Origin of the sequence: Shewanella sp. SG41-4, assembly GCF_014164505.1 — a bacterium.
Classification (GTDB): Bacteria; Pseudomonadota; Gammaproteobacteria; order Enterobacterales; family Shewanellaceae; genus Shewanella.
On sequence record NZ_JACJFI010000044.1, the window covers coordinates 1 to 23311 of the forward strand.

Here is a 23311-nt window from a genome sequence, read left to right on the forward strand (position 1 = left end):
AACAATTAAGCCCGCGCCCGAAAATGCGTAAAGCCCCCAAATTCAAAGAACTGCAGCGATAATCAATGTGACAATGCTAGGATAAATATCACCGTCAGCAGCCATCTTAGCCATTTTTTCACCAGCACCAAAAAAGAGATACCAGTCTGGGCCGCCAAATATACAACTGATGCGTAGCAAGGCAGCGAAGATGCTTAAACAACCTGCAATGACAAGTAAACCATTCCTTTGCATTCAAAATCCTTTTGGCACTTGCTCCACTATGGAGTATGTAATAGTTAGTTAGTTCGTTAGTTAGTTAGTTAGTTAGTTAGTTAGTTAGTTTAAATGTGTAGCGAAGCGAAAACGAGTTTAACATTAGTCACTTATTCGCGATGACTCTTCAAATGGTTTGCATAACCTGCCTTGATGGTAGCTCATTTGTCACTGCCCATTATTCAGTGACCATATAGAACTACGCAGTGAAAATATCGGCGTTGGTTTAGGATATGGCCTGCGGCCACTAATGTCCTAATTGAACTTTTAATAAGTTTAACTGAGCACTAAGCGTTTGTGGCGTAATATGCATGACTTTTGATGCCTGAACGATACTGCCATATGTCGCTATCGTATGAAAATACTGTAAGTGATGATAATTAAACTTACCATATGATTCCCTAATGTACTTTTCTCTCATCTAATGTTTATTTCCTCAAAATACATTATCAATTTTTTATTGATGAAAAAAAAACTAAAATAGACTTTTAGTACTATGATTAATTGTATAAAGTTAAATCATTAGAGAAAAAGGATTTATATGTCAAAAAATAGTTTCCCCTTAATGGTTTTCGCTTTTTTGGCCGTTCAATTATTGTCAGTACCACCTGCTAAGGCAGTAGAAGTACTGACGGCTCAAGAACTTTCGTCGCACTGTGCACTGTTTAACTCTGAACCAGAAAGCGTTGATGGTCAGTATTGTGTCCGCTATATTCAAGGCTTTATAGATGGTGCTATAGCGACCGATGCAAGAGTCATGCTAAATGCGGAAAGTGCCCTTGCAAGTAAAGAGACCTTCACGGAACGCGCGATTCGCACTCGTATGCCAAACCGTTTAGACCGTTCCAGAGCAGCAGGCCTAGCCGGTTTTTGCCTAGGAGATCCGCTGCCATTGCGCGATGTAGTTAACGTTATCGTCACCGATCTAGCAGCCCAAACAGATAACAGCGAAGAAAGTGAAGCGGCGATGGAAGTCGTCTATAAATCATTACTGAAAAACTATCCCTGCAAACTATGAGCTTAACTCTAACCCAGCATACGTTTCAACGCGGCGAAACAAGACTCTCGTCTGTTTTGCTACTCCTGCTTATTTTAGCAATATCTTGGCTTCTCTGGTCGGGACTCTACAAACCACTGGTCATGAGTTTGGGGGCTTTGTCCTGCTTGCTCAGCGTTTACTTGGCACATCGTATGGGCTTTTTCCGGCATCATACAAATTTGCTTAGACTTATGCCTCGCCTGCCTGGCTATTGGTTGTGGCTGTTGCGAGAGATTATTATTTCGAGTCTGGACGTAGCCAAGCTAATCCTGAAACCCTCTATGCCTATAAGCCCAACCGTGGTTGTGCTTGAAGCGGAAGCCAGAACGGACGTGGGCCAAGTAATTCTTGGCAATTCCATTACCCTATCTCCGGGAACCGTCACGTTGGATTTACACGAGGGGAAAGTATTGATTCATTGCCTGACCAGTGAAAGTGCAAAAGAATTACAAAAAGGCGAAGCGAATCGTCGAGTAGCAGCTCTGGAGCCCCGCTAATTATGTATATTGTTGTCTCTATAGCCATTTTGGTGACCATGGTATTGGCCCTAGTGAGAGCTCTTAAAGGACCAAGCGTTTACGATCGCGTACTGGCAGTCAATGTGTTTGGTACCAAGACCGTATTGTTACTGTCCGTCATTGCATTTCTTTACGGTCGGCCTGATTTTCTTGATCTTGCGTTGGCCTACGCTCTGGTCAATATGGTCGGGATTCTTGCAGTATTAAATTTTTTCCAAAATCGTTCCCGTAGAAAATCTGATTCCGAGGCAGAAAATGATTGATGTCGCGATAGATATTCTGAGTTGGATTTTACTCGTTCTAGGTGGTGCCTGCGTGTTAATCGGCGGTATAGGCGGCCTGCGCCTGCCAAACTTTTACACCAGAATTCATGCCGCCAGTCTTACTGATACCATGGCGACTATCTTAATTTTTGTTGGTATGATCCTACAAGCAGGTTTGTCTCTAGCCGCTATTAAACTGTTTGCTATTATGCTGTTTTTGCTGCTGACTGGCCCAACTGCTACCTATGCGTTGGCCAATGCTGCGCTATTATCCGGTCTCAAGCCAGACGATGGAAGCGCTAGCGACGCACCCAAGGCTAACAACTTACCCAAAGAGGGGGCTGGAGAATGATCTTAATTTTTGCGCTATTCCTACTGACCCTTCTCGTCATTACCGCTATTGCTATAGTGCGCACCGACGACCTGTTTGTCGCGGTAATGCTGACATCTATTTTCAGTTTACTAATGGCGGCCAACTTTTTTATTTTGGACGCTGCTGATGTAGCACTAACAGAAGCCGCGGTGGGTGCTGGAGTGACAACGGTAATCTTCCTCTGTGCATTAGAGCTGACTGGTGACCGGGAAAAAGCTCGAGATGGAGGTCGGTGGATAGCTCTAGGCACTGTGGGCGTTCTGGCATTGCTCATAATATACGCCACTTTCGACAAGCCACGGCTCGGTGACCCTGATGCCCCAGTGCATCAACATCTTGCGCCTTGGTATCTAGAAAAAACGCCTGAATATATCGATATTCCCAATGTGGTCACCGCAATTCTTGGCAGCTTTCGAGGCTATGACACGCTGGGCGAGGTGTTTGTTGTTTTCGCTGCTTGTATCGGGGTTTTATTCATCCTTGGTGTGAGCCCTTCACGAAAAAATCAGCCAGTGATTAAAAAAAGTAGTGGTCTACGCCACCATCTGATCCCCCAAGTAGTCGGCCGATTGCTGATACCATTTATCGTGTTATTTGGTCTTTATGTACAATTCCATGGCGAATATGGCCCTGGCGGAGGATTCCAAGCTGGTGCAATTATTGCCACAGGCATAATCCTTTACGCGTTGCTCGAAGGCGAATCCGAAGCATTGCGCGCAATACCTCGTGGGGTGCTGTTGGGCATGGTTATAGGCGGTGCATTGCTATATGGCGGCGTGGGTGTGGCTTGCATGTTGATGGGAGGAACATTTCTAGATTATTCAGTACTAGCCGCTGACCCTGTGTTTGGGCAACAGCTGGGTATTTTAATTATCGAGGCTGGCGTTGGCATGGCGGTATGTGGTGCACTTCTGGCTATTTTCCATGCGTTCGCTGCCCGAGAGAGATTGTCATGAAACTATTAGAACTGCTGGGCTATTTCAATTATTGGGTATTCGCTATCATTTTAACGGTGGGACTGTATGCCGTGATTAGCAAAACCAATTTGATAAAAAAACTCATTGGATTATCCATATTTCAATCTGCTGTATTCCTTATGTATATTACTATGGACAAGGTAGAAGGCGGGACAGCCCCCATCATACAAAGCGGTGTAGAAGATCAAATATTTTCAAACCCAGTACCACAGGTACTGATATTAACAGCCATCGTTGTGGGAGTATCTACCCTCGCATTGGGACTGGCCATGGTTGTACGTATCAAAGAATGTTATGGCACGATCGAAGAAAACGAAATTTTGGATGCCGACTGACTACTATGGATTTATTAGCACACCTTCCTGCTTTGCAAGTTGTGATACCGATGTTGTCGGCACCACTTATCGTCATGTTACAACCGCGAGGTTTAGCTTGGGCCGGAGCAACTGCTGCTGCACTAGTTAGTTTTTCCATCGCCGTTGCGCTCACTTTGGCTGTTTTAGACGGACACGCCCTCCAATACGCTATGGGGGGCTGGCCGGCACCTTATGGCATAGCACTGTCGGTTGATACGTTTAGTGCCATTATTTTGCTGGTGATCACGGGAGCCAGCACAGCAGCCTTACTCGCTGCCAAACCAAGTATTGATCAGCAAATAGAATTAGAACGCCAACCACTTTTCTATGCGGCCTGGCTTTTGGTTTTATCTGGACTGGTGGGTATTGTCGTATCAGCAGATGCCTTCAATATTTTTGTTTTCATGGAAATTTCATCTCTGGCTAGCTACATATTAATAGCTGGTGGTCCAGACCGTCGGGCTCTTCCAGCCGTTTTCAAATATCTAATGATGGGCACTATTGGCGCAACCTTTTATCTAATTGGTGTAGGTCTAATCTACATGATGACCGGCACGCTTAACTTAGCCGATATTCAAGATCGCCTCGGTGATGTGACCGATATAAATCCAGTTCTAGTTGCTGCTGGATTCATCACTATTGGGTTGGCCCTTAAAGCTGCTGTGTTTCCTTTGCATGTATGGGTGCCAAACGCTTATACACATGCTCCGCACATGGTGACCGTGTTTCTCGCTGCTTGCGCGACCAAGGTTGCACTGTATGTACTTATCCGATTTGACTATATGGTATTTCAAGCCACGCTTGAGGATCACGAAGTTCAGTTCGCATTGTTTGCGATGCCATTGTCAATTCTCGGAATACTTATTGCTTCTGCAGTTGCGATGTTCGAAGGACATCTTAAAAGGCGGCTTGCTTCATCATCTATAGCACAAATAGGCTATATTTTGCTTGGTGTTAGCTTTGTAAGCATGGCTGGACTAAGCGCCAGCGCAATGCATATGTTCAACCATGCGCTAGCAAAAGGTGGCTTGTTCCTGGCAGTTGCTTGCCTAGCTTATCAGTATCGTGACTTGCGCCTAGATCAACTCGGTGGTGCTGCAGCTCGTATGCCCTGGACTTGTGCTGCTTTTGTTGTGTGTGGTTTGAGCTTAATCGGCGTGCCTGGTACTGCAGGGTTTATTAGTAAATGGCTCCTTATCACCGCAGCTTTGGAAAGCGGTCCTTGGGGGGGTGGGCTAGTAGCAATTATCCTAGTCAGTTCCTTGATGGCGGTGGTTTATGTTTGGCGCATCGTTGAGGCGCTTTACTTCCAAGCTCCTGTCGAAGGAGAAGGCCCAACATCTGAAGCACCAATACAAATGTTATTAGTTACCGGTTTTGTTGCGCTACTCAATATATACTTCGGACTGTTTCCACAGGTTCCATTAGAACTCGCAAATAGTGCTGCAGCCCTTCTATTGGAGGGTTCAAAATGACACCAGAAACTACCATATTAGTCGCCATTGGTCTTCCAATAGTAGGAGCTCTGGCTATTTCTCTTGCTGGGCGTATAGGTCCTAATATTCGCGAAGCTGCAACGGCTATTACGTCTGTTTCATTAATCTGGGTGGTATGGGGACTCATTCCTACTCTTATGGAAGGCGGGAGACCCTCAATAGAAGTAAGCGAGGTGATGCCTGGACTAAGTATTGCGTTTACTGTTGAACCTCTGGGCATGCTATTTGCGGCATTAGCATCTGGGCTTTGGCTGATCAACTCGATATATTCCGTTGGCTACATGCGCGGTAATAAAGAGAAAAACCAAACTCGATTTTTTGTATGCTTCGCGTTAGCTCTTTCAGCCACTGTTGGTGTTGCTTTCGCTGGAAATCTATTCACTCTATTTTTATGCTACGAATTATTAACACTCTCGACATACCCCCTGGTAGCACATAAAGGCGATGCAGCTACGATACGTTCGGCAAGGATTTATCTGGGTGTTTTACTGAGTACATCTATTGGTTTGTTCCTTCCTGCTATCATCTGGACTTATACAGTGGCAGGTACAGGTGATTTTACTACCGGCGGGATCCTCGCTGGTAAGTTGAATGACCCAGAAATAGGGTTACTTCTGGCACTATTTGTATTTGGTATTGGTAAAGCGGCTGTCATGCCGATGCATAAATGGCTACCCGCGGCTATGGTAGCCCCCACCCCAGTGAGTGCCTTACTACATGCCGTTGCGGTAGTTAAATCCGGTGTTTTTGCTATCACTAAGATAATCATTTATATATTTGGGATTGAATATCTATTTGAATCACCCAGCTCAGGTTGGCTGTTATATGTTGCGGCATTTACCATCATTGTTGCTAGTCTTGTTGCAATGCGCCAAACCAACATCAAACGCCTGCTAGCCTACTCCACTATTGCCCAATTATCGTATGTAGTCATGGCCTCAGCCATTCTCAAACCACTCGCTGAGGTTGGCGCCGCCTTACATATGGTCGCTCATGCTTTTGGTAAGATCACATTGTTCTTTGCTGCTGGCGCAATTTATGTTGCCTCTAAAAAGACCGAAATTCATCAATTACGTGGTATTGGTAGACGTATGCCATGGACAATGGCGGCGTTTACAATTGGTGCATTAAGTATGATTGGTGTCCCTCCCACTGCGGGGTTCGTCTCCAAATGGTACATTTTGGCCGGAGCTTTCGAAGCAAACAATCTAGTGGCAGTATTCACCATAATTGTCAGTACCCTTCTTAATGCAGCTTACTTTTTGCCTATTTTATACATAGTTTGGTTTGAGCACGAAAAAGAAGGTGACAAGGAACACGGTGAAGCACCGTTTTTAGCTGTGTTGGCATTGACTCTGACCGCCATACTGACACTCGCTTTCTTTTTGTTTAACGGTCCAGTAATTGAATTGGCAAGCCAAGTTGTTAAGGGGCTCAGTTAAAATGAATGACGAAACACAATTACACTGGTTAGTACGGCCGTCAACTATTCGTAAGCTCTGGATTGGTTTCAGTGTTGTACTGACCTTGGTGGTGCTTGCGCAGACAGTAATATACGTTAAGGGTTATTTCGGCTTTGATGCCTGGTTTGGGTTCGGTGCCGTTTACGGATTTGTCAGTTGCCTGGTGATGGTATTAATAGCGAAATTATTAGGTCTGTTTCTAAAACGTCCACTGGATTATTATGATGAACCAGAGCAAATAAAAACCTCAGTACCTAGTCATGACAAGGTAAAGGAGAATAGCAATGGGGTTTGAATTTTTCTCTCCAGCATTTATCCTGCTAATTGCTGCTGTACTGATATGTTTTGTTAAAGGGCACGCACGAACAGCGGTCATATTAATAGCCCCAATTATTACCCTATTGGCTATATGGCAGATCCCTGACGGTGTCCAGAGTACGGTAAAATTTCTTTCATACAACATTGAACCTGTCGAAGGTAGTCCGCTAAGGCGATTATTTGCGACTATTTTTACAATAATGGTGTTTGTTGGAGGTCTCTTTTCTTTTCGTATAGCTCGTTGGTATGAACTTGCCGCAGCCTTTACATACGCAGCAGGTGCTATAGGAGTCTGTTTTGCCGGAGATCTTATTACTATGTTCGTCTACTGGGAACTAATGGCGATATTCTCTACTATTGTGGTTTGGTGTGGTGGTACGCCAGATTCACGCGCAGCTGGAATACGTTATGCCATCATGCATTTTCTCGGTGGCGTAATACTTAAAGTTGGAATTGTAGGTGTCGTACTTGGGACTGGTTCTATCCAAATCCAACCTATGCTGGCAACAGATTTCAGTACATGGATGATACTTATTGGCATATTGATAAACGCCGCGGCACCACCAGTGTCAGCTTGGCTAGCCGATGCATACCCAGAAACCACACCCACTGGTTCAGTATTTCTGTCGGCATTTACAACTAAAACAGCTGTATTGGCACTGATATTATTATTCCCAGGCGAACCAGTGCTGATTGGCATAGGTCTATTTATGGTTATGTACGGTATTATTTTCGCATTATTGGAAAATGATGTGCGCCGTATTCTTTCCTACTCCGTGGTTAACCAAGTCGGTTTTATGGTTGTTGCCGTAGGTATTGGTACCGAAATGGCACTTAATGGGGCTACGGCTCATGCTTTTGCACATATTATATATAAAGCGCTACTGTTTATGAGTGCTGGGGTTGTTATATACCGCACTGGGAAAAATAAATGTATGGAGCTGGGTGGTCTATTTCGCACCATGCCACTTACCTGCGTCTGCGGTATTATTGGCGCGCTAGCAATTTCAGGTTTTCCACTGACTTCAGGTTTTACCACAAAGAGCATGATTTCCCAGGCAGCTGTCGATGGGGATTTAGTTTGGGTTTACATGGCGTTAACCGCCGCATCGGCTGGTGTATTCCTTCATGCTGGCATCAAATTCCCATGGTTTGTTTTTTTCCAAAAAGACTCAGGTTTAAGGCCAAAAGATGCGCCATGGAATATGGGGTTGGCGATGATCATTTTTGCTAGCATGTGCATTTTACTGGGTGTATTCCCAGAAACGCTTTATGCCCTATTACCCTACCCTGTTGACTACCAACCGTACTCTATTGGCAAAGTGCTGTTCTACCTGCAGTTGCTACTATTTTCAGGATTGGCTTTCTTCGTATTATTGCCACTAATGAAACGTACCATGACGATTAGCCTCGACACAGATTGGCTTTGGCGACGTGCGGCTTTTTCATTGGTTAAGTTGATCGAACGAGCACTTAGCTCACTAGGTGAAATAGTTACGCAACAACGAAACCGCTTGCAGAAATTCTTACAACGTATGGCAGTGCGTTATCTAGGCCAACCGCATACAGCAGATAGCCAAGAGCGCGGCGTGTTCGCGCGCTCTTGGCCCGTGGGCACTACTGTGCTATGGATCGCTGGGTTGCTATCAGCCTACGTGTTGTTGTACTACTTTTAGCTGCACTGGGAGCAAATTTTTAACTTGACTCCATTTGACATAGTAACTTTTCAGATTAGATAGTTAATCTTACACGCGTTGAAGATGGGTTTTGTGGGGGGGCTGAAGGCTAGGGTTAAACATACCATTATTAACATTTCTGTGTTTTCATAACGATAAACTTAGGCGGAGTTTTAGCACAAATCAATTATAGCAGTACAAATAAACATAACACTCTATGGGAAGGTTCTATGGTGCTGAAACGTAGAAAAAGATGCCATTTTTCTAGCGACTATCTCAAAATGAACTAGCCATTAATATCCGCTTTACCTTTGGTACTAACATTACTTTATAAGCTAACTAAGGTTAGCCATTTTTTTAGATTCATTCTTGTAAATTAATTGATATTGAAACCAATCTCATTGCTAGCATGAGTAAATTTATGGCCAACTGATATAAGTATATTGTGAATGAATAGTCGCTCGAAATTGCTTTGAGGCAGATCTTGGCTAGCCATGTTTTAGATACTCGCTGACTCATCTACACCTGTAATTTAGCGATCTTCGATTTAGCCACATAGTTGTCTATAGATGAAAGCCAAATAGGAAAAGCTCAAATCTAATTAGCTGACATATTTTGGACAAATTCCATATTTAAATTGAGGCCGTTGAAGAAAAGATAAAAATGTTGCGGGGCGGCTGGGGCAATTTTTTTAAAAGAGTGAAGAGGAAACATCCGTTGATTCCCTCTTGTTCTGATGTGGCAAAGCGCCACGAAGTTAGTAGCCGTAGGCCATAGTGCTAACACATTATTCATATATGAGATTATGCATATATAACACCACGGCGCATTAGCCATTTTTCAATCTCGACGGCAAACAGAATAAGTGAAGATATAAACATGCAGACAAAAAGATCAGCCATTGGCAGAGGTTGGGTGTGAAAAATGGTGTTTAACGCAGGCGTATAAATTACTATCATCTGTAATAACAACGTCATCAGAAATGCCCCTAACATAGGTAAATTACTGAATAAACCAATGCGCAATAATGAAGTATTCTCGCTGCGAACTGCCAGGGCATGAAACAACTGCGATACCGTTAATACCGTAAACACCATTGTCTGCCAATAAACAACGTCACGAGAAATAGCCCACGCCATAGTCGCAATGGATATTCCACCAATGAACAATCCTACCCAGATAATATGTTGCCACATACCATGAGAAAAAATACTTTCCTTTGGAGGGCTGGGCGCACGACTCATTATATTCGGTTCGGCTGGCTCGGTGGTTAATGCAAGACCCGGCAGTCCATCGGTCACTAGGTTAATCCACAGGATATGAATCGGCAGTAAAGGAATAGGCAACCCGAGAAACGGTGCAAGGAATAAGGTCCAGATTTCACCAGTGTTGGAACTCAAAGTATATTTGATAAATTTGCGAATATTATCAAAGGTACGGCGCCCCGACCGTATCGCTCGCACGATAGAAGAAAAGTCATCGTCCAATAACACCATATCCGCAGCTTCGCGGGCCACATCGGTTCCCTTCAGCCCCATGGCGACACCTATACTGGCATGCTTTAATGCCGGTGCATCGTTGACGCCATCGCCGGTCATAGCGACAAATTCGCCTTTGTCTTGCAATGCTTTAACGATACGTAATTTTTGTTCCGGCGTCACCCTTGCGTACACCCGTATCGAGTCTACTAGGCGAGAGAATTCTTCATCAGGTATTTTAGCGAGTTGATCACCACTTAGCATCGCCCTATCGTTATCTATAATTCCCAAACGTTGTGCTATCGCAAACGCGGTACCCGGATGATCGCCAGTGATCATTACCGGAATAATTCCCGCTGTGAGACAATCTTTTACGGCCTGAGGTACTTCGGGTCGCGGCGGATCGATCAGCGCCACCAGCCCCAAAAAGGTGAGTTCTCGCTCCACCGCCTCAGCGTCCAACGGATCTGGCAAACAGCTTAATTCACGTTTTGCAAATGCCAGTACACGGTAACCTTTATTTGCTAACTGTGCCGCTTCAGCCAACACGGCCGCTAATTCAAATGCTGTAACCCCATTGGTATTTAATGTCTGAATACATTGCTGTAGTACCTGCTCTGGCGCGCCTTTGATGTACGCAGTCACAACATCGGATGTTTGATGCAAGGTTGTCATCTGTTTTCGTTCGCTATCAAACGTAATAACAGCTATACGTGGCTTTGCTTGTTCCAGGATAAACTTATCAAATCCGGCCATGTGAGCAGCTTCGAACAGTGCTAGTTCGGTCGGCTCACCTGCAGGTTTGCCGTCTTTTTCCATGATGTCATTATTCAGTGCCATGGCTTGGCCAAGCTCAGTCCATGGAATACTGGCTTCTGACTCAGGCATTGATTGTCGCAGCTCTCCAGCAACAAAAAATAACTCCGCTGTCATGAGATTTTGTGTCAGGGTACCGGTCTTGTCAGTACAGATATAGGTAACTGAACCGAGGGTTTCTACTGCGGGTAAGTTACGCACGAGCACATTATGTCGTATCAGCTTACGTGCACCCAAAGCAAGTGAAATGGTCACCACCGCCGGAAGTGCTTCGGGTATCGCTGCTACACCTAAGCTTACCGTGGTTAAAAACATCAATAATATTGACTGTCCTTGTAGTAAGCCTGCAACAAACACCAGGATGCATATTGCCAGTACGCTCAACGCAAGGTAGCTGCCAAAACGAGACAATCGCTTTTGTAGTGGTGTTTTTACACTCGCTTCATTTTGTAGCAGTCCTGCTATTTGGCCTATTTCGGTTTCCATGCCGCTGGCAACCACCACCCCGATGCCACGGCCACGAATAATCATGCTGCTCTTAAATACTAGGTTTAAGCGATCACCAATGGCTAACTCTTTATCAGTTAACACTTCTGTTTGCTTTTCTATTGCATGTGATTCACCAGTCAGGGCTGATTCATCGACCAGCAGCTCTTCCTCTTCGAGTAAGCGCAAATCAGCAGGCACAATATTTCCAGCTTCTAGCATAACAACATCGCCCGGCACTAACGCTGTTGCATCAATAGTCACTTCATGTGCATCGCGTAATACACATGCATCCGGTGCTGCCATTTTTCGCAGTGCCGCCACTGCTCGCTCGGCCCTGAATTCCTGCCCGGTACCGATAATCGCATTAAGTAATACGATCACCAAAATTGCAATGGTATCTTGTGGCTCTCCTAGAAAACCCGAAATCAGTGCAGCTACCAGCAGTACAACAATCATAAAATCAGAAAACTGCCCAAGTAAAATGAACAGCAGGGAACGTCGTTTTTTTTGGATAATAGAATTATGTCCATATTCAGTCAGGCGTTTTTTTGCTTGTTGAGTGCTAAGACCCGTTAGAGAAGAGTCAAGCCGCTGTAGAACATCTACAGATTGTAAACTGTGCCATTTTGTTGATGACATTTTAGTTTCCGACTATGAAGTAAATAAGCGAAGCTGTTAGCACCGCAACCAGTAATGATTGTATGCCACTGCGTAACCATGTGATCCCTGATATGCGGCCAAGAAATACACCCAATAAAAAAGTGAGCAGCAGTGCGACAAAAATGGCGGAATAAAGCGGTGGAAAAGGAAGGTTAACGCCGGCAATAGATAGCCATAATGGCGACAATATTAACAGTGAAATAACTAGCGGCGCTAGACCATTTACCAATGCAATCAATAGCGGAACCCACCGCGAGGCGACACCATGCGCACTATTATGCAGATCACTAATCATTGCCTTCTCGAGTTTACTCAGAGCATACTTTCGCTCCGCAGATTCACTGATGTAAGCACTACTAATGCCACTCATGCTCAGCGCAATCGCCGCACCCAGACAGACACCAATAACCATTGATAAATCGGTGGGTGCACTGACAATAAAACCCATTATCAGCCCTAACATGGTAAGTGCACCATCAAAGCCGTTAACCACAAAATAACGACGTACAATACCCCGTGTACGAGTGATATCTAATAAAAACTTGGCCTGACTTAACAGACTCATAAGATGTTAACCGGCAACCGTTTCATTATGTACTTCAACCTCATCAATACTGTGAAGAGAACCACCCATATTGGTAATAGCAGATTGAATGGTATTAAAATCGATTTCGCTCCCAAACAGCTGTATTTGAACCGTTTCGGTGTTTTCATCTATTTCAAGAACAATCAATTTTACTCGATAATCGACGCCTGTTTCGGCAATGGCTCGTGCAAAATCAAGCGCATTAGGTTGATGAGGTTTAAGTACATCCAGAACAACCCTTTTGACGTTAACCATAATAAATAATCCTATAATCTTTTCTCTTGTTAAGTATAGTAAAAACCTCATCAATTTGTGGTGAGATGTCTACTATTTTTGGCTGATTTGGCAACCGAATACCTTGGCCAATATTTGATGTCTTATAGCCTAATATGCACCCATTTTTCTAACTGTGCTAGCGTCATCAATATAAGGATTTGTAGCTTAGATAATGCTGATTTTTTATGATGGTATTCAGGACGAGAAGGATAAAGTTTAATAAGTAATGACTTTTCAAAAGCTTAGTTTTAATCAATTAGATTCATTCAGTTCAAGATGCATCAGCGCAAGCATTAGCATTTTCAATCTTTACAAATAAGATGGCCAGAAGACGTTAAAAATGAGGATAAAAGTGCTAGCCAATCCCATCGCGAAATTTTCGCATCTGTTGTTTAAGTAACGAGGGGAAATGTTGCCGAAACGGCTCGAAAAATCTAAAAGAGGATAGCTGTTGATCCCCTTTTGGTCTGTTCAGGCTGGATGCCTTCGATTTTCATCAGATGTGGCAGAAACGCTAAGACGTGCGTGACTACTGGCTATAAAAAAGGTTATTGGCTGAACTGATTCACTTTATTCAACAAACGCATAAATTCGTCTTGCTCACTGACGGTTAACGCGGCTAAAAAGTGTTGATTAACCCACTCGGCTTCATGAATTAAGTCTTGTTCGAGTGCTTTACCATTGTCAGTTAAAAAGATTTGAAATGCGCGGCGGTTATCCGCTTCTTGATGACGGGTGATAAATCCCTGAACTTGCAAGTTATCCAACAGACGGGTCATGGTGTAATTCGCTACATCGCATCGCTTAGACAGCTCAGTTTGACTTAAGCCCTCTTCTTGCCACAATGTGAATAGCACAGGCCAAAGTTTACTGTCTAACTCGTAGCGCTTTAAACGCACATCAAGTTGTTGCTGTAAGGCAATATTAAGATGGGAAATCAGGTAACTTAAACTTTCAAAGCGTTTCAAATGATACCTCCTACATCGTCATCCGTATGATCACTTTAGGTTAATGACGTTACTGACTAAACAGTGACAGCATCAACACGAACTCAAACACACCCGAACTTTAATTAGATTACCATCTCTATACGTTAATAGAAGATATTTTAACCTAAACTCGAGATAAGAGATGGGAAATACGAACTTAAACCAATGTATTTAGGCTATTTCATATCAAACTTGTCATTTGTTTTGCTAACTAGGCGCATTGATGCGTCAATAGCTAGTCTATTGCAAATCAATGCAACACAACTAGCGATATAAGATTCTGTTTTATATTTATTTATTATTTTTTAGTTAAGATTGGCCGAGTCAAAAGATAAGTACTCGTTTATGTAGCGGTAATAACAGGCTCGGTTTAATTGCCCTACCAAGCCTCTGATTACTGGCGCGAATATACCATCATCGGTGACGATAATATCCGCGATATTAATGGCAGGAAGCTGCGCACCTATGCTACTGGTAAATATCAGTTCATTATTTGAATGAGCATCCAAAGATGTATCTTGATAGTCCACCAGCATTAATGGATAAGCCTCTACCGTTACTTTAACTTTTTCGACTGGCGTAATTAAGAAATACTCGTCATCAATACAATGCAAAATACTACTGAACAAGGCCGAAAATTTTGCAGGCAACGGACTGTCTAGATAATGCCAATCACCATTAGCTTGAATATGAAACAGCGCATTCTCACTGCACAAGGCCACGCCTTGAGAGTGAGTAAACGAACCTAATGCTGCTGTTTCATCTGTCATTCTACTTACCTACTCGAGTAATTTAAGTAACGCTTCAATAGGATGTTGAGGTTTAAAACCTGCAAAACGTTTTACTTGGCTACGACATGAATAACCCGACACCAACACTTGGCTATTTGCAGCAATTTTCTCAATGCTTGGTTGCCAAGACATTTCAAATAACTGTTCAGAACGTTCTAAGTTTTCAAGTTCATGACCGTAGGTTCCTGCCATACCACAACAGCCTAAATTAACACTGCTTAGCTTGGCACCAAAGTGACTAAATATAGCTTTCCATTCATTAGCAGTATTGGGTTTGGCGGTCGATTCGGTGCAATGACTAAACCAAGTGTATTGCGGTGCATCTGTTGCTAAAGCAGATGCTTCACTTCGAGTTGCCACCACTTCGGTTAACCATTCATTGGCCAATAATACCTCAAACGGTCCACGACGCTGACCTAAGACTTCTTTGTATTCGTCGCGATAACATAACACTAATGCAGGATCTAACCCCACCATCGGCATACCAAGAGCATGTACGCGGTTCAAGAAATCAGCACTGTTTTGTGCTGTTTTGGCAAATTTGTCTAAAAAGCCTTTAATATGAGTCGGTTTACCATTGGGTTTAAATGGCAGTAATACCGGCTTAAATCCAAGCTTTTCGATTAATTGAATAAACCGATAAACCAAACCTGCATCGTAAAAGCTGTTAAATGGGTCTTGAACGACTAATACATGTTGGCTGCGCTGCGCTTGTGGGATCGCGCATAGCGCATCTAAGTCATAACCACGGCTAGCATGACCATCTAAACGCTGTTTTAGCGTAGGTACAGATAACTTAGGCGCATCCACATAACCAATGGCTTTCTTAATCACCCACTTGCTCAGTGGATTTTGCGAGGCCAAATTAGTCAATTTAGGCATCGCGGCCATTAGTGGCAAAGAGTCTTCGATACCTGCAACTAAATAATCTTTGGCTGGGCGTAAATAGCGTTTGTAGTAAATATTAAAAAACTGGGCTCTAAACTTAGGCACATCAACTTTAACCGGACATTGGCCTGAGCAGGCTTTACAAGCTAAACAGCCTTTAAGCGACTCCATGACTTCATGCGAGTAATCATAGTCGCGTTGGTTGTTGAGCGTGTTTTGAGTACGCTGCATCCAACCCAGTGGTTTAGATTTTGCTAACGCGTCAACATCAACACCTTCAGCTTCAAGTAATCGCAACCATTCGCGCATTAATCCAGCACGGCCTTTAGGTGATTGCACTCTATCGCCAGTGACTTTAAATGACGGACACATTGGTGAATAGCTACTGTAATTAAAACACAGACCATTCCCATTGCAGTTCATCACATCTGGAAAAGCATCACGCACTTGAACGGGGATTTGTCGGTCGAAACTACCGCGTTTTGCGCTGTCGACGTTAAACATTAATGGGCCAGATTTAGGAGGCGCCACTAATTTACCTGGATTTAAGCGGTTATCAGGATCAAACAAGCCTTTAATTTGCTCAAGCACAGCATAAAGCTCATCACCAAATACCGCAGGGCCATATTCACCACGGACACCTTTACCGTGTTCGCCCCACATTAAACCGCCATACTTAAGCGTTAAGGCGGCAACTTGATCAGATATCACTTTCAGCAATTGCTCGTCGGCAACATCACACATATCTAATGCTGGTCGCACGTGCAGTACACCTGCATCAACATGACCAAACATACCGTATTGCAAATTATGGCTATCGAGCAGCGCACGAAATTCCATAATGTAGTCGGCTAGGTTTTCTGGTGGTACGGCGGTATCTTCGGCAAACGCTAATGGTTTACGACTGCCTTTTGTTGCGCCCAATAAGCCAACGGCCTTTTTACGCATGGCATAGATACTGTCAATATCAGTTCTGTCAGTAATAACTTGAAAACCCACTAAACCAAATTGTTGTTGGCTGAGCTGCCCACTGAGCATCTCTTCTAGCAAAGCGACTTTGTGTTTCACATCGTCATCTTCGCCGGCAAACTCGACCATATTAAGACCTTCAATGGTCTTATTGGGTACCGCTTTAATTTGATCGGCAACCGAATGCCAAATAATATCTTCGCGCGCAAGGTTAAGCACTTTAGAGTCAACGGTTTCGACTACCGTGGCTTTAGCTTGTACCAATGAAGGGGCATGACGCAACGCAGATTCAAATGAATCATATTTGATGTTGACCATCATGCGGGTTTTCGGCAATGGAGTAAGATTTAGCTTGGTTTCAGTGATCACCGCAAGCGTGCCTTCCGAGCCCGTTAAAATACGCGATAAATCAAACTGGCTTAAATCATCATTCCACACATGCTTTAAATCATAGCCAGTGAGAAAACGGTTCAACTTTGGAAAACGCTCAATGATGGTGTCACGCTTTACACGGCACACTTCTGCTATTTGACTAGCAATGCTATTTCCAAGTTGGTTGTCACCAAAAGGTTGCTCAGCCAGTTTGTCTTGGTCAATTGGTGTGGTGGTTAATACGCTACCATCAATCAGAACGCTGGTTATGCCTAACACGTGATCGGAGGTTTTGCCGTAAACTAATGAACCAGCACCAGATGCATCGGTATTGACCATGCCACCAACGGTTGCACGGTTTGAGGTTGATAAGTCTGGGCTAAAAAAGAATCCATGTGATCGTAAAGCGTCATTTAAGGCATCTTTTATCACACCAGCTTGTACCCTCGCCCAACCTTCCTCGGCATTAATTTCTAGCACTTGGTTTAAGTGGCGTGACACATCTAAAATTAATCCGTGGGTAAGCGATTGACCATTCGTCCCGGTTCCGCCTCCACGCGCACTAAAAGTGACTTGTTTATATTGTGGTTGTGCCGCTAACGATAATACCAGCTCAACATCTTGTTGATGTAGAGGATATATCACCGCTTGGGGCAAAAATTGATACACCGAATTATCGGTTGCCTGAATAAGCCGCGCACTGTAACGCTTGTCTATTTCACCTTCAAACTCGCTTTGTTCAAGCGCGTCAAGATACTCAAGATAGATAGGTTCTAATGTTTGTTTATGTGATAGCAAAGGTAACATAGAGGACTTATTATTTATTGGCATATGCAGCCATTATAAACAAAAAAAAGCCGCTAAAAAGCGGCTTTTATTACAACTTGATAAAAATACAGGTTAAAACATAAATCTACTTGTATTTTTTACTCTTATTTAGCCATGTGCTTCAGCTAAATATAACCAAGTGTCAATGACAGTATCAGGATTAAGTGAAACCGAATCAATACCTTGCTCAACTAACCATGCAGCAAAGTCGGAATGATCTGATGGGCCTTGGCCACAAATCCCTACATAAGCACCTTTTGCTTTAGCCGCTTTAATAGCCATTGAAAGCAATGCTTTTACTGCATCATTACGCTCATCAAACAAGTGACTGATGATTCCTGAGTCACGATCGAGACCTAATGTTAACTGAGTTAAGTCATTTGAGCCGATAGAGAAACCATCAAAATGCTCAAGGAACTGATCAGCTAGCAAAGCGTTTGATGGTAGTTCACACATCATAATAACGCGTAAGCCATCTTTACCGCGCTCTAAGCCTTGCTCTTTCAGTAACTCAATGACTTGAGATGCTTCGTTTACGGTACGAACAAATGGGATCATCACTTCAACGTTAGTTAAGCCCATTTGATTACGAACACGTTTAATCGCTTCACATTCAAGCGCGAAACAATCACGGAATGATTCAGAGATATAACGGCTAGCACCACGGAAGCCCAACATTGGGTTTTCTTCATCAGGCTCGTAACGGTCACCACCAACTAAGTTTGCGTACTCGTTAGACTTAAAGTCTGACATACGTACGATAACTTTCTTTGGATAGAAAGCTGAAGCAATAGTAGCTATACCTTCAACTAAACGCGCAACATAAAATTCAACAGGCGAATCATAACCCGCGATCATTTCATTGATTTCATTTTGCAGTTCAGCAGTTTGACCGTTGAAATCAAGCAAAGCTTTAGGATGAATACCAATCATGCGGTTGATGATGAACTCTAAACGCGCTAAACCCACACCTTCGTTAGGTAAACGTGCAAAATCAAATGCACGATCTGGGTTACCTACATTCATCATAATTTTCATTGGCAAAGGAGGTAATGTATCAACACGGTTAGTGATGATTTCAAAATCTTGCTTGCCTGAGTAAATTAAACCGGTATCGCCTTCTGCACAAGATACTGTGACGATGTCGCCCGTTTTGATACGGTCGGTAACATCACCACAACCTACTACAGCCGGAACGCCTAATTCACGTGCAATGATTGCAGCATGGCAAGTACGACCACCACGGTTAGTTACAATCGCACTAGCACGTTTCATGATAGGTTCCCAATCTGGGTCTGTCATGTCGGTCACTAACACGTCACCGGGTTTAATTTGGTCCATCTGATCAATCGACGTTAATACCTTCGCGACACCGGTACCGATTTTATGACCAATTGCACGACCTTCACAGATCACGTCACCCTTCGTTTTTAAGTGATAACGTTCAATTAATTGCACATCTTCACGACTACGAACTGTTTCTGGACGAGCTTGAACAATATACAACTTACCGTCGTTACCGTCTTTTGCCCATTCGATGTCCATCGCGCGGCCATAATGCTTTTCAATAACCATTGCTTGCTTAGCAAGCTCCATGACTTCGTCATCGTTAATAGAGAAAATACGACGCTGTTCAGCAGAAACATCTTCTATTTTAACTTGCTTGCCATGATCTGCATCATCAGAGTAAACCATCTGAATCAGCTTACTGCCGATATTACGGCGCACTACGGCTTTATGCCCTTGCGCTAAAATCGGTTTGTGCACATAGAATTCGTCAGGGTTAACCGCGCCTTGTACAACCATTTCACCTAAACCAAAAGATGAAGTGATAAAGACAACGTCATTGTTTCCTGACTCAGTGTCCATGGTAAACATCACACCAGAAGCCGCTTTGTCTGAACGTACCATACGTTGTACGCCAGCAGATAAAGCCACACCTTGATGTTCGTAACCTTGGTGAACACGATAAGAAATTGCACGGTCGTTAAAGAGTGAAGCGTAAACATGCTTAATTGCCAGCATGACTGCATCAAAACCTTTAACGTTTAGGAATGTTTCTTGTTGGCCTGCAAAAGATGCATCAGGCATGTCTTCAGCGGTAGCTGATGAACGCACTGCAAATGAAGCTTCTTGAGTTTCGCTCGACAACTGCTCGTAAGCTTCACGGATAGCATCTTCTAATGCTGGCTGGAATGGGGTTTCGATAACCCACTGTCTGATCTGAGCACCTACTTTTGCCAGTTCATTGACATCATCAACATCCAATGTCGCCAAAATGTCAAAAATCTTCTGGTTAACTCCACTTTGTTCAAGGAACTCATTGAAGGCATGCGAGGTCGTTGCAAAACCGCCAGGAACTTGAACTCCTGCATTAGCCAGATTGCTGATCATCTCTCCAAGGGATGCGTTTTTACCGCCAACCTTGTTTACATCGCCCATGCCTAATTCTTGATACCAGAGTACGTATTGCTGCACAGTTTTATCTCCGCAAGTTTTTATTTCAGTGGCCACTTCACACGAGGGCAATAGCATCTTACACTCCCATACAACACGCGTAAATCTATAATTTTATTTGTAATTTTATTACTACAAGAGGTCAGAATGACACCAAAAGTATTCTATATTTCAGATGGGACCGCGATCACAGCAGAGGTTTTTGGACACGCTGTACTTTCGCAATTTCCTATAGAATTTGAAGCACTTACGATTCCATTCGTTGAAACGATTCAGCGAGCTCAAAAAGTTAAGCTGCAAATAAATGATTGTTTTATTACAACAGGCGAAAGGCCGCTTGTGTTCCACTCAATCATTAATCCTGAAATCCGCAATGTAATTTTTTCGAGTGAATGTGTCGATTATGACTTTTTGAACACCTTTGTTGCGCCACTAGAACAACACTTAGGTGTACAAGCTAAACCTTTATTACACCGAACACATGGTAAAAGTAACCATGGTTATGAAACCCGTATCGATGCGATTAACTACACTATGGAGAATGATGACGGCCAAACCATGAAACACATGGATAAAGCCGACATTATTTTATTAGGTGTGTCTCGTTGTGGTAAAACGCCATCAAGTTTATATCTGTCAATGCAGTTTGGTATAAAGGCTGCAAACTACCCGTTTACTGAAGATGACATGGATAATCTTAAGTTACCTGAAGCATTGAAACGCAATAAATCAAAGCTCTTTGGCTTAACCATCGATCCACATCGTTTGCATGAAATACGTCAAAGCCGCATGGAAAACAGTCGCTACTCTTCATTAAGACAATGTCGTCTTGAAGTCAAAGAAGTCGAGATGCTGTACAAAAAAGAACGTATTCCCTTTGTAAACACAACCAATCATTCGGTTGAAGAAATTGCCACCAAAATCCTTGATATTACCGGTTTAGAACGTCATATGTTCTAATTTATAAACAATCAGTTTTTGCCTGAAAGAGAATAAAAATCAGCAAAAGACGAACTTAACCTAGGTTGATTCGTCTTTACCTTTTACGGCAATCTGTTTTTTAACCGTGAGAATCCGAGGCTAAGCCTCGCATCTTGAACTTCTTTGGGTATATAATCCCGAGCAATATGATGCAAATGCATCTCACGATTTATCGGTAATACGCATGACAATTAAAACAGATGAACTTAGAACAACCTTATTAAGCAAAGTTATTTCTCCTGCTCAGTTGGCTTCAGAGTATCCATTAACGCAAGATGCGGCAGACTACTTGGTTGCGCAACGCCGTGAAGTAGAAGCAATTATTGCCGGAGAAGATCAGCGTTTACTGGTCATCATTGGCCCTTGCTCAATTCATGACACTAAAGCAGCACTAGAATATGCAGAGCGTTTGTCCGCTTTACATCACGAATTAAAAGATGACTTGTGCATTTTAATGCGGGTGTACTTTGAAAAGCCTCGTACCATTGTCGGTTGGAAAGGCTTAATTTCAGATCCAGATTTAGACGGTAGCTTTAGCCCGAATAAAGGCTTACGTATGGCGCGTCAGTTATTACAACAAATCACTGAACTAAAACTACCTATTGCCACAGAGTTTTTAGACATGGTAAACGGCCAGTATATCGCAGACCTGATCACATGGGGCGCGATTGGCGCACGTACCACTGAAAGCCAGATCCACCGCGAGATGGCTTCTGCATTGTCTTGCCCTGTTGGCTTTAAAAATGGCACAGACGGTAACATCAATATCGCTGTAGATGCTGTACGTGCAGCGCAAGCGCCGCATATTTTTTATTCCCCAGATAAAGATGGCGCAATGGCGGTTTACCGTACTCATGGCAATCCGTTTGGACACATTATTTTGCGTGGTGGTAAAACCCCAAATTATTCAGCAGAAGATATTGAAATCGCGCGCGCACAGCTTGAGAAAGTGGGCGTAACTCAACGTATGGTGGTTGATTTTAGCCATGGTAACAGCGAGAAACAGCATAAAAACCAACTCAATGTTGCCGATAGCATTATGGCGCAAATGCGCAGTGGTAGTATCGCAATTGCCGGCATTATGGCAGAGAGCTTTATGATTGAAGGCAATCAGAAAGTGATTAAAGACGAACCATTAGTGTATGGCCAGAGTATTACCGATGCGTGTTTGCATTGGGCTGACTCTGAAAAACTATTACGCGATTTAGCCCAAGCTTCGAAAGAGCGTAAAGCATTGCTAACACAATAAGCGCTTTGCTATGGATATGAGACTGGCAAACCAAAGCCAGCTATAAATCCTGTTTATATAGCGGCTATATTGTATCGCCAATTTATAATATTGTTTAACAATGCCAGTCCCTAGGACTGGCATTGTTGTTTCTACCTCTTCATCAACAGCCTTAAGCCTCTTCTAATAAAGATGCTTTTGACAACACAGCAAATTGTTCACTAATGACCATAAAGCTATCAACTAATTTAGGATCGAAGTGCTTGCCTTTTCCATCAAGAATTAGCGCCATAGCCTCTTCATGGCTAAAAGGCCTTTTGTAACATCGTGGTGATGTTAATGCATCGTATACATCCACTAAAGCAACAATCCTCGCCGACAAAGGGATAGATTCTCCTGCCAACGCATTAGGATAGCCGCTACCATCCCACTTTTCATGGTGAGCTCCAGCAATGTCGCGTCCCATTCGTATAAATGAACACTGAGGGGCATACTTTAATAAACTGTTTAACACTTTTTCTCCAATCACTGGATGAGCCTTTATCTGCTCAAACTCTTCTACCGACAAGCGACCTGGCTTTAACAAAATATGATCTGCAATACCTACTTTACCAATATCATGCAAAATGGCTGAGAGGCTAATTTCTTGAATAAAAGCGTCAGTTAACTCTTGCGGTACATCTGCATCGGTTAATCTTTGTTTTGCCAGCATATTGGCATACTGTTGCATTCTGATGAGATGTGCACCAGTTTCATTATCACGATACTC

General features: G+C 43.3%; 21 protein-coding genes and 1 pseudogene. 12 read left to right on the forward strand and 10 right to left on the reverse strand.

Annotated features, from left to right (window positions below; all coding sequences use genetic code 11):
* Positions 1-45: 45 nt before the first annotated feature.
* A pseudogene (locus H5202_RS06560) lies at positions 46-234 on the reverse strand (hypothetical protein); the annotation flags it as partial.
* A gap of 268 nt (positions 235-502) precedes the next feature.
* The gene (locus H5202_RS24775) at positions 503-676 is read right to left on the reverse strand and encodes a helix-turn-helix domain-containing protein (protein ID WP_182771366.1); all 174 of its coding nucleotides are present in this window, start codon (positions 674-676) and stop codon (positions 503-505) included.
* Positions 677-820: 144 nt separating this feature from the next.
* Between H5202_RS24775 and H5202_RS06570 the strand changes: the two genes are divergently transcribed.
* The 10 genes from H5202_RS06570 to H5202_RS06615 are packed head-to-tail and all read left to right on the forward strand — an operon-like array spanning position 821 to position 8734.
* Entirely contained in the window at positions 821-1273 is a 453-nt protein-coding gene (locus tag H5202_RS06570) for a Rap1a/Tai family immunity protein (RefSeq protein WP_259397217.1), read from the forward strand.
* A complete protein-coding gene (locus H5202_RS06575; protein ID WP_259397219.1) occupies positions 1270-1791 on the forward strand; it encodes a Na+/H+ antiporter subunit E in 522 nt (173 codons plus the stop codon). The genes H5202_RS06570 and H5202_RS06575 overlap by 4 nt, the downstream gene beginning before the upstream one ends.
* A 2-nt stretch (positions 1792-1793) precedes the next feature.
* Positions 1794-2075: a monovalent cation/H+ antiporter complex subunit F gene (locus tag H5202_RS06580; protein ID WP_011637737.1), complete on the forward strand. Its 282-nt coding sequence runs from the start codon at positions 1794-1796 to the stop codon at positions 2073-2075.
* Positions 2068-2427 carry a monovalent cation/H(+) antiporter subunit G gene (gene mnhG, locus H5202_RS06585; RefSeq protein ID WP_182771368.1) on the forward strand — a complete coding sequence of 120 codons (360 nt, stop codon included), beginning with the start codon at positions 2068-2070 and terminating at the stop codon, positions 2425-2427. Before H5202_RS06580 ends, mnhG begins: the two co-directional genes overlap by 8 nt.
* Positions 2424-3404: a DUF4040 domain-containing protein gene (locus tag H5202_RS06590; RefSeq protein ID WP_182771369.1), complete on the forward strand. Its 981-nt coding sequence runs from the start codon at positions 2424-2426 to the stop codon at positions 3402-3404. Before mnhG ends, H5202_RS06590 begins: the two co-directional genes overlap by 4 nt.
* Positions 3401-3760: a cation:proton antiporter subunit C gene (locus H5202_RS06595; protein WP_011637740.1), complete on the forward strand. Its 360-nt coding sequence runs from the start codon at positions 3401-3403 to the stop codon at positions 3758-3760. The genes H5202_RS06590 and H5202_RS06595 overlap by 4 nt, the downstream gene beginning before the upstream one ends.
* A 5-nt stretch (positions 3761-3765) precedes the next feature.
* Positions 3766-5256, forward strand: coding sequence for a monovalent cation/H+ antiporter subunit D family protein (locus H5202_RS06600; RefSeq protein WP_182771370.1), 1491 nt, complete (start codon positions 3766-3768; stop codon positions 5254-5256).
* Positions 5253-6719, forward strand: a complete 1467-nt coding sequence (locus tag H5202_RS06605) for a monovalent cation/H+ antiporter subunit D family protein (protein WP_123777680.1) — start codon at positions 5253-5255, stop codon at positions 6717-6719. The genes H5202_RS06600 and H5202_RS06605 overlap by 4 nt, the downstream gene beginning before the upstream one ends.
* A gap of 1 nt (position 6720) precedes the next feature.
* Complete coding sequence (locus tag H5202_RS06610; RefSeq protein ID WP_182771371.1) at positions 6721-7035, forward strand: hypothetical protein; 315 nt, start codon at positions 6721-6723, stop codon at positions 7033-7035.
* Positions 7025-8734, forward strand: coding sequence for a Na(+)/H(+) antiporter subunit D (locus tag H5202_RS06615; protein ID WP_182771372.1), 1710 nt, complete (start codon positions 7025-7027; stop codon positions 8732-8734). Before H5202_RS06610 ends, H5202_RS06615 begins: the two co-directional genes overlap by 11 nt.
* Before the next feature lie 803 nt (positions 8735-9537).
* On the opposite strand, the gene H5202_RS06620 is transcribed toward H5202_RS06615, so the two are convergent.
* The 7 genes from H5202_RS06620 to ppsA all read right to left on the reverse strand — a co-directional run bounded on the left by H5202_RS06620 (position 9538) and on the right by ppsA (position 20354).
* Positions 9538-12156, reverse strand: a complete 2619-nt coding sequence (locus H5202_RS06620; RefSeq protein ID WP_182771373.1) for a cation-translocating P-type ATPase — start codon at positions 12154-12156, stop codon at positions 9538-9540.
* 1 nt (position 12157) lies between these two features.
* Positions 12158-12742 carry a hypothetical protein gene (locus H5202_RS06625; RefSeq protein ID WP_182771374.1) on the reverse strand — a complete coding sequence of 195 codons (585 nt, stop codon included), beginning with the start codon at positions 12740-12742 and terminating at the stop codon, positions 12158-12160.
* 6 nt (positions 12743-12748) lie between these two features.
* Complete coding sequence (locus H5202_RS06630; RefSeq protein WP_182771375.1) at positions 12749-13018, reverse strand: DUF211 domain-containing protein; 270 nt, start codon at positions 13016-13018, stop codon at positions 12749-12751.
* Positions 13019-13587: 569 nt separating this feature from the next.
* Entirely contained in the window at positions 13588-14007 is a 420-nt protein-coding gene (locus tag H5202_RS06635; RefSeq protein ID WP_011637749.1) for a MarR family winged helix-turn-helix transcriptional regulator, read from the reverse strand.
* A 326-nt stretch (positions 14008-14333) separates the two neighbouring features.
* Positions 14334-14798 carry a DUF1285 domain-containing protein gene (locus tag H5202_RS06640; RefSeq protein ID WP_182771376.1) on the reverse strand — a complete coding sequence of 155 codons (465 nt, stop codon included), beginning with the start codon at positions 14796-14798 and terminating at the stop codon, positions 14334-14336.
* A gap of 9 nt (positions 14799-14807) precedes the next feature.
* Positions 14808-17855, reverse strand: a complete 3048-nt coding sequence (gene ydiJ / locus H5202_RS06645; protein ID WP_182771380.1) for a D-2-hydroxyglutarate dehydrogenase YdiJ — start codon at positions 17853-17855, stop codon at positions 14808-14810.
* A 129-nt stretch (positions 17856-17984) separates the two neighbouring features.
* A complete protein-coding gene (ppsA, locus tag H5202_RS06650) occupies positions 17985-20354 on the reverse strand; it encodes a phosphoenolpyruvate synthase (RefSeq protein WP_182771381.1) in 2370 nt (789 codons plus the stop codon).
* 126 nt (positions 20355-20480) lie between these two features.
* On the opposite strand from ppsA, the gene ppsR reads away from it, so the two are divergent.
* Positions 20481-21293, forward strand: a complete 813-nt coding sequence (ppsR, locus tag H5202_RS06655) for a posphoenolpyruvate synthetase regulatory kinase/phosphorylase PpsR (RefSeq protein WP_182771377.1) — start codon at positions 20481-20483, stop codon at positions 21291-21293.
* Between the two features lie 205 nt (positions 21294-21498).
* Entirely contained in the window at positions 21499-22563 is a 1065-nt protein-coding gene (locus H5202_RS06660; protein WP_182771378.1) for a 3-deoxy-7-phosphoheptulonate synthase, read from the forward strand.
* 151 nt (positions 22564-22714) lie between these two features.
* Here H5202_RS06660 and H5202_RS06665 read toward each other — a convergent pair.
* On the reverse strand, positions 22715-23311 hold a 597-nt coding region (locus H5202_RS06665; RefSeq protein ID WP_182771379.1), incomplete at its 5' end, for an HD-GYP domain-containing protein.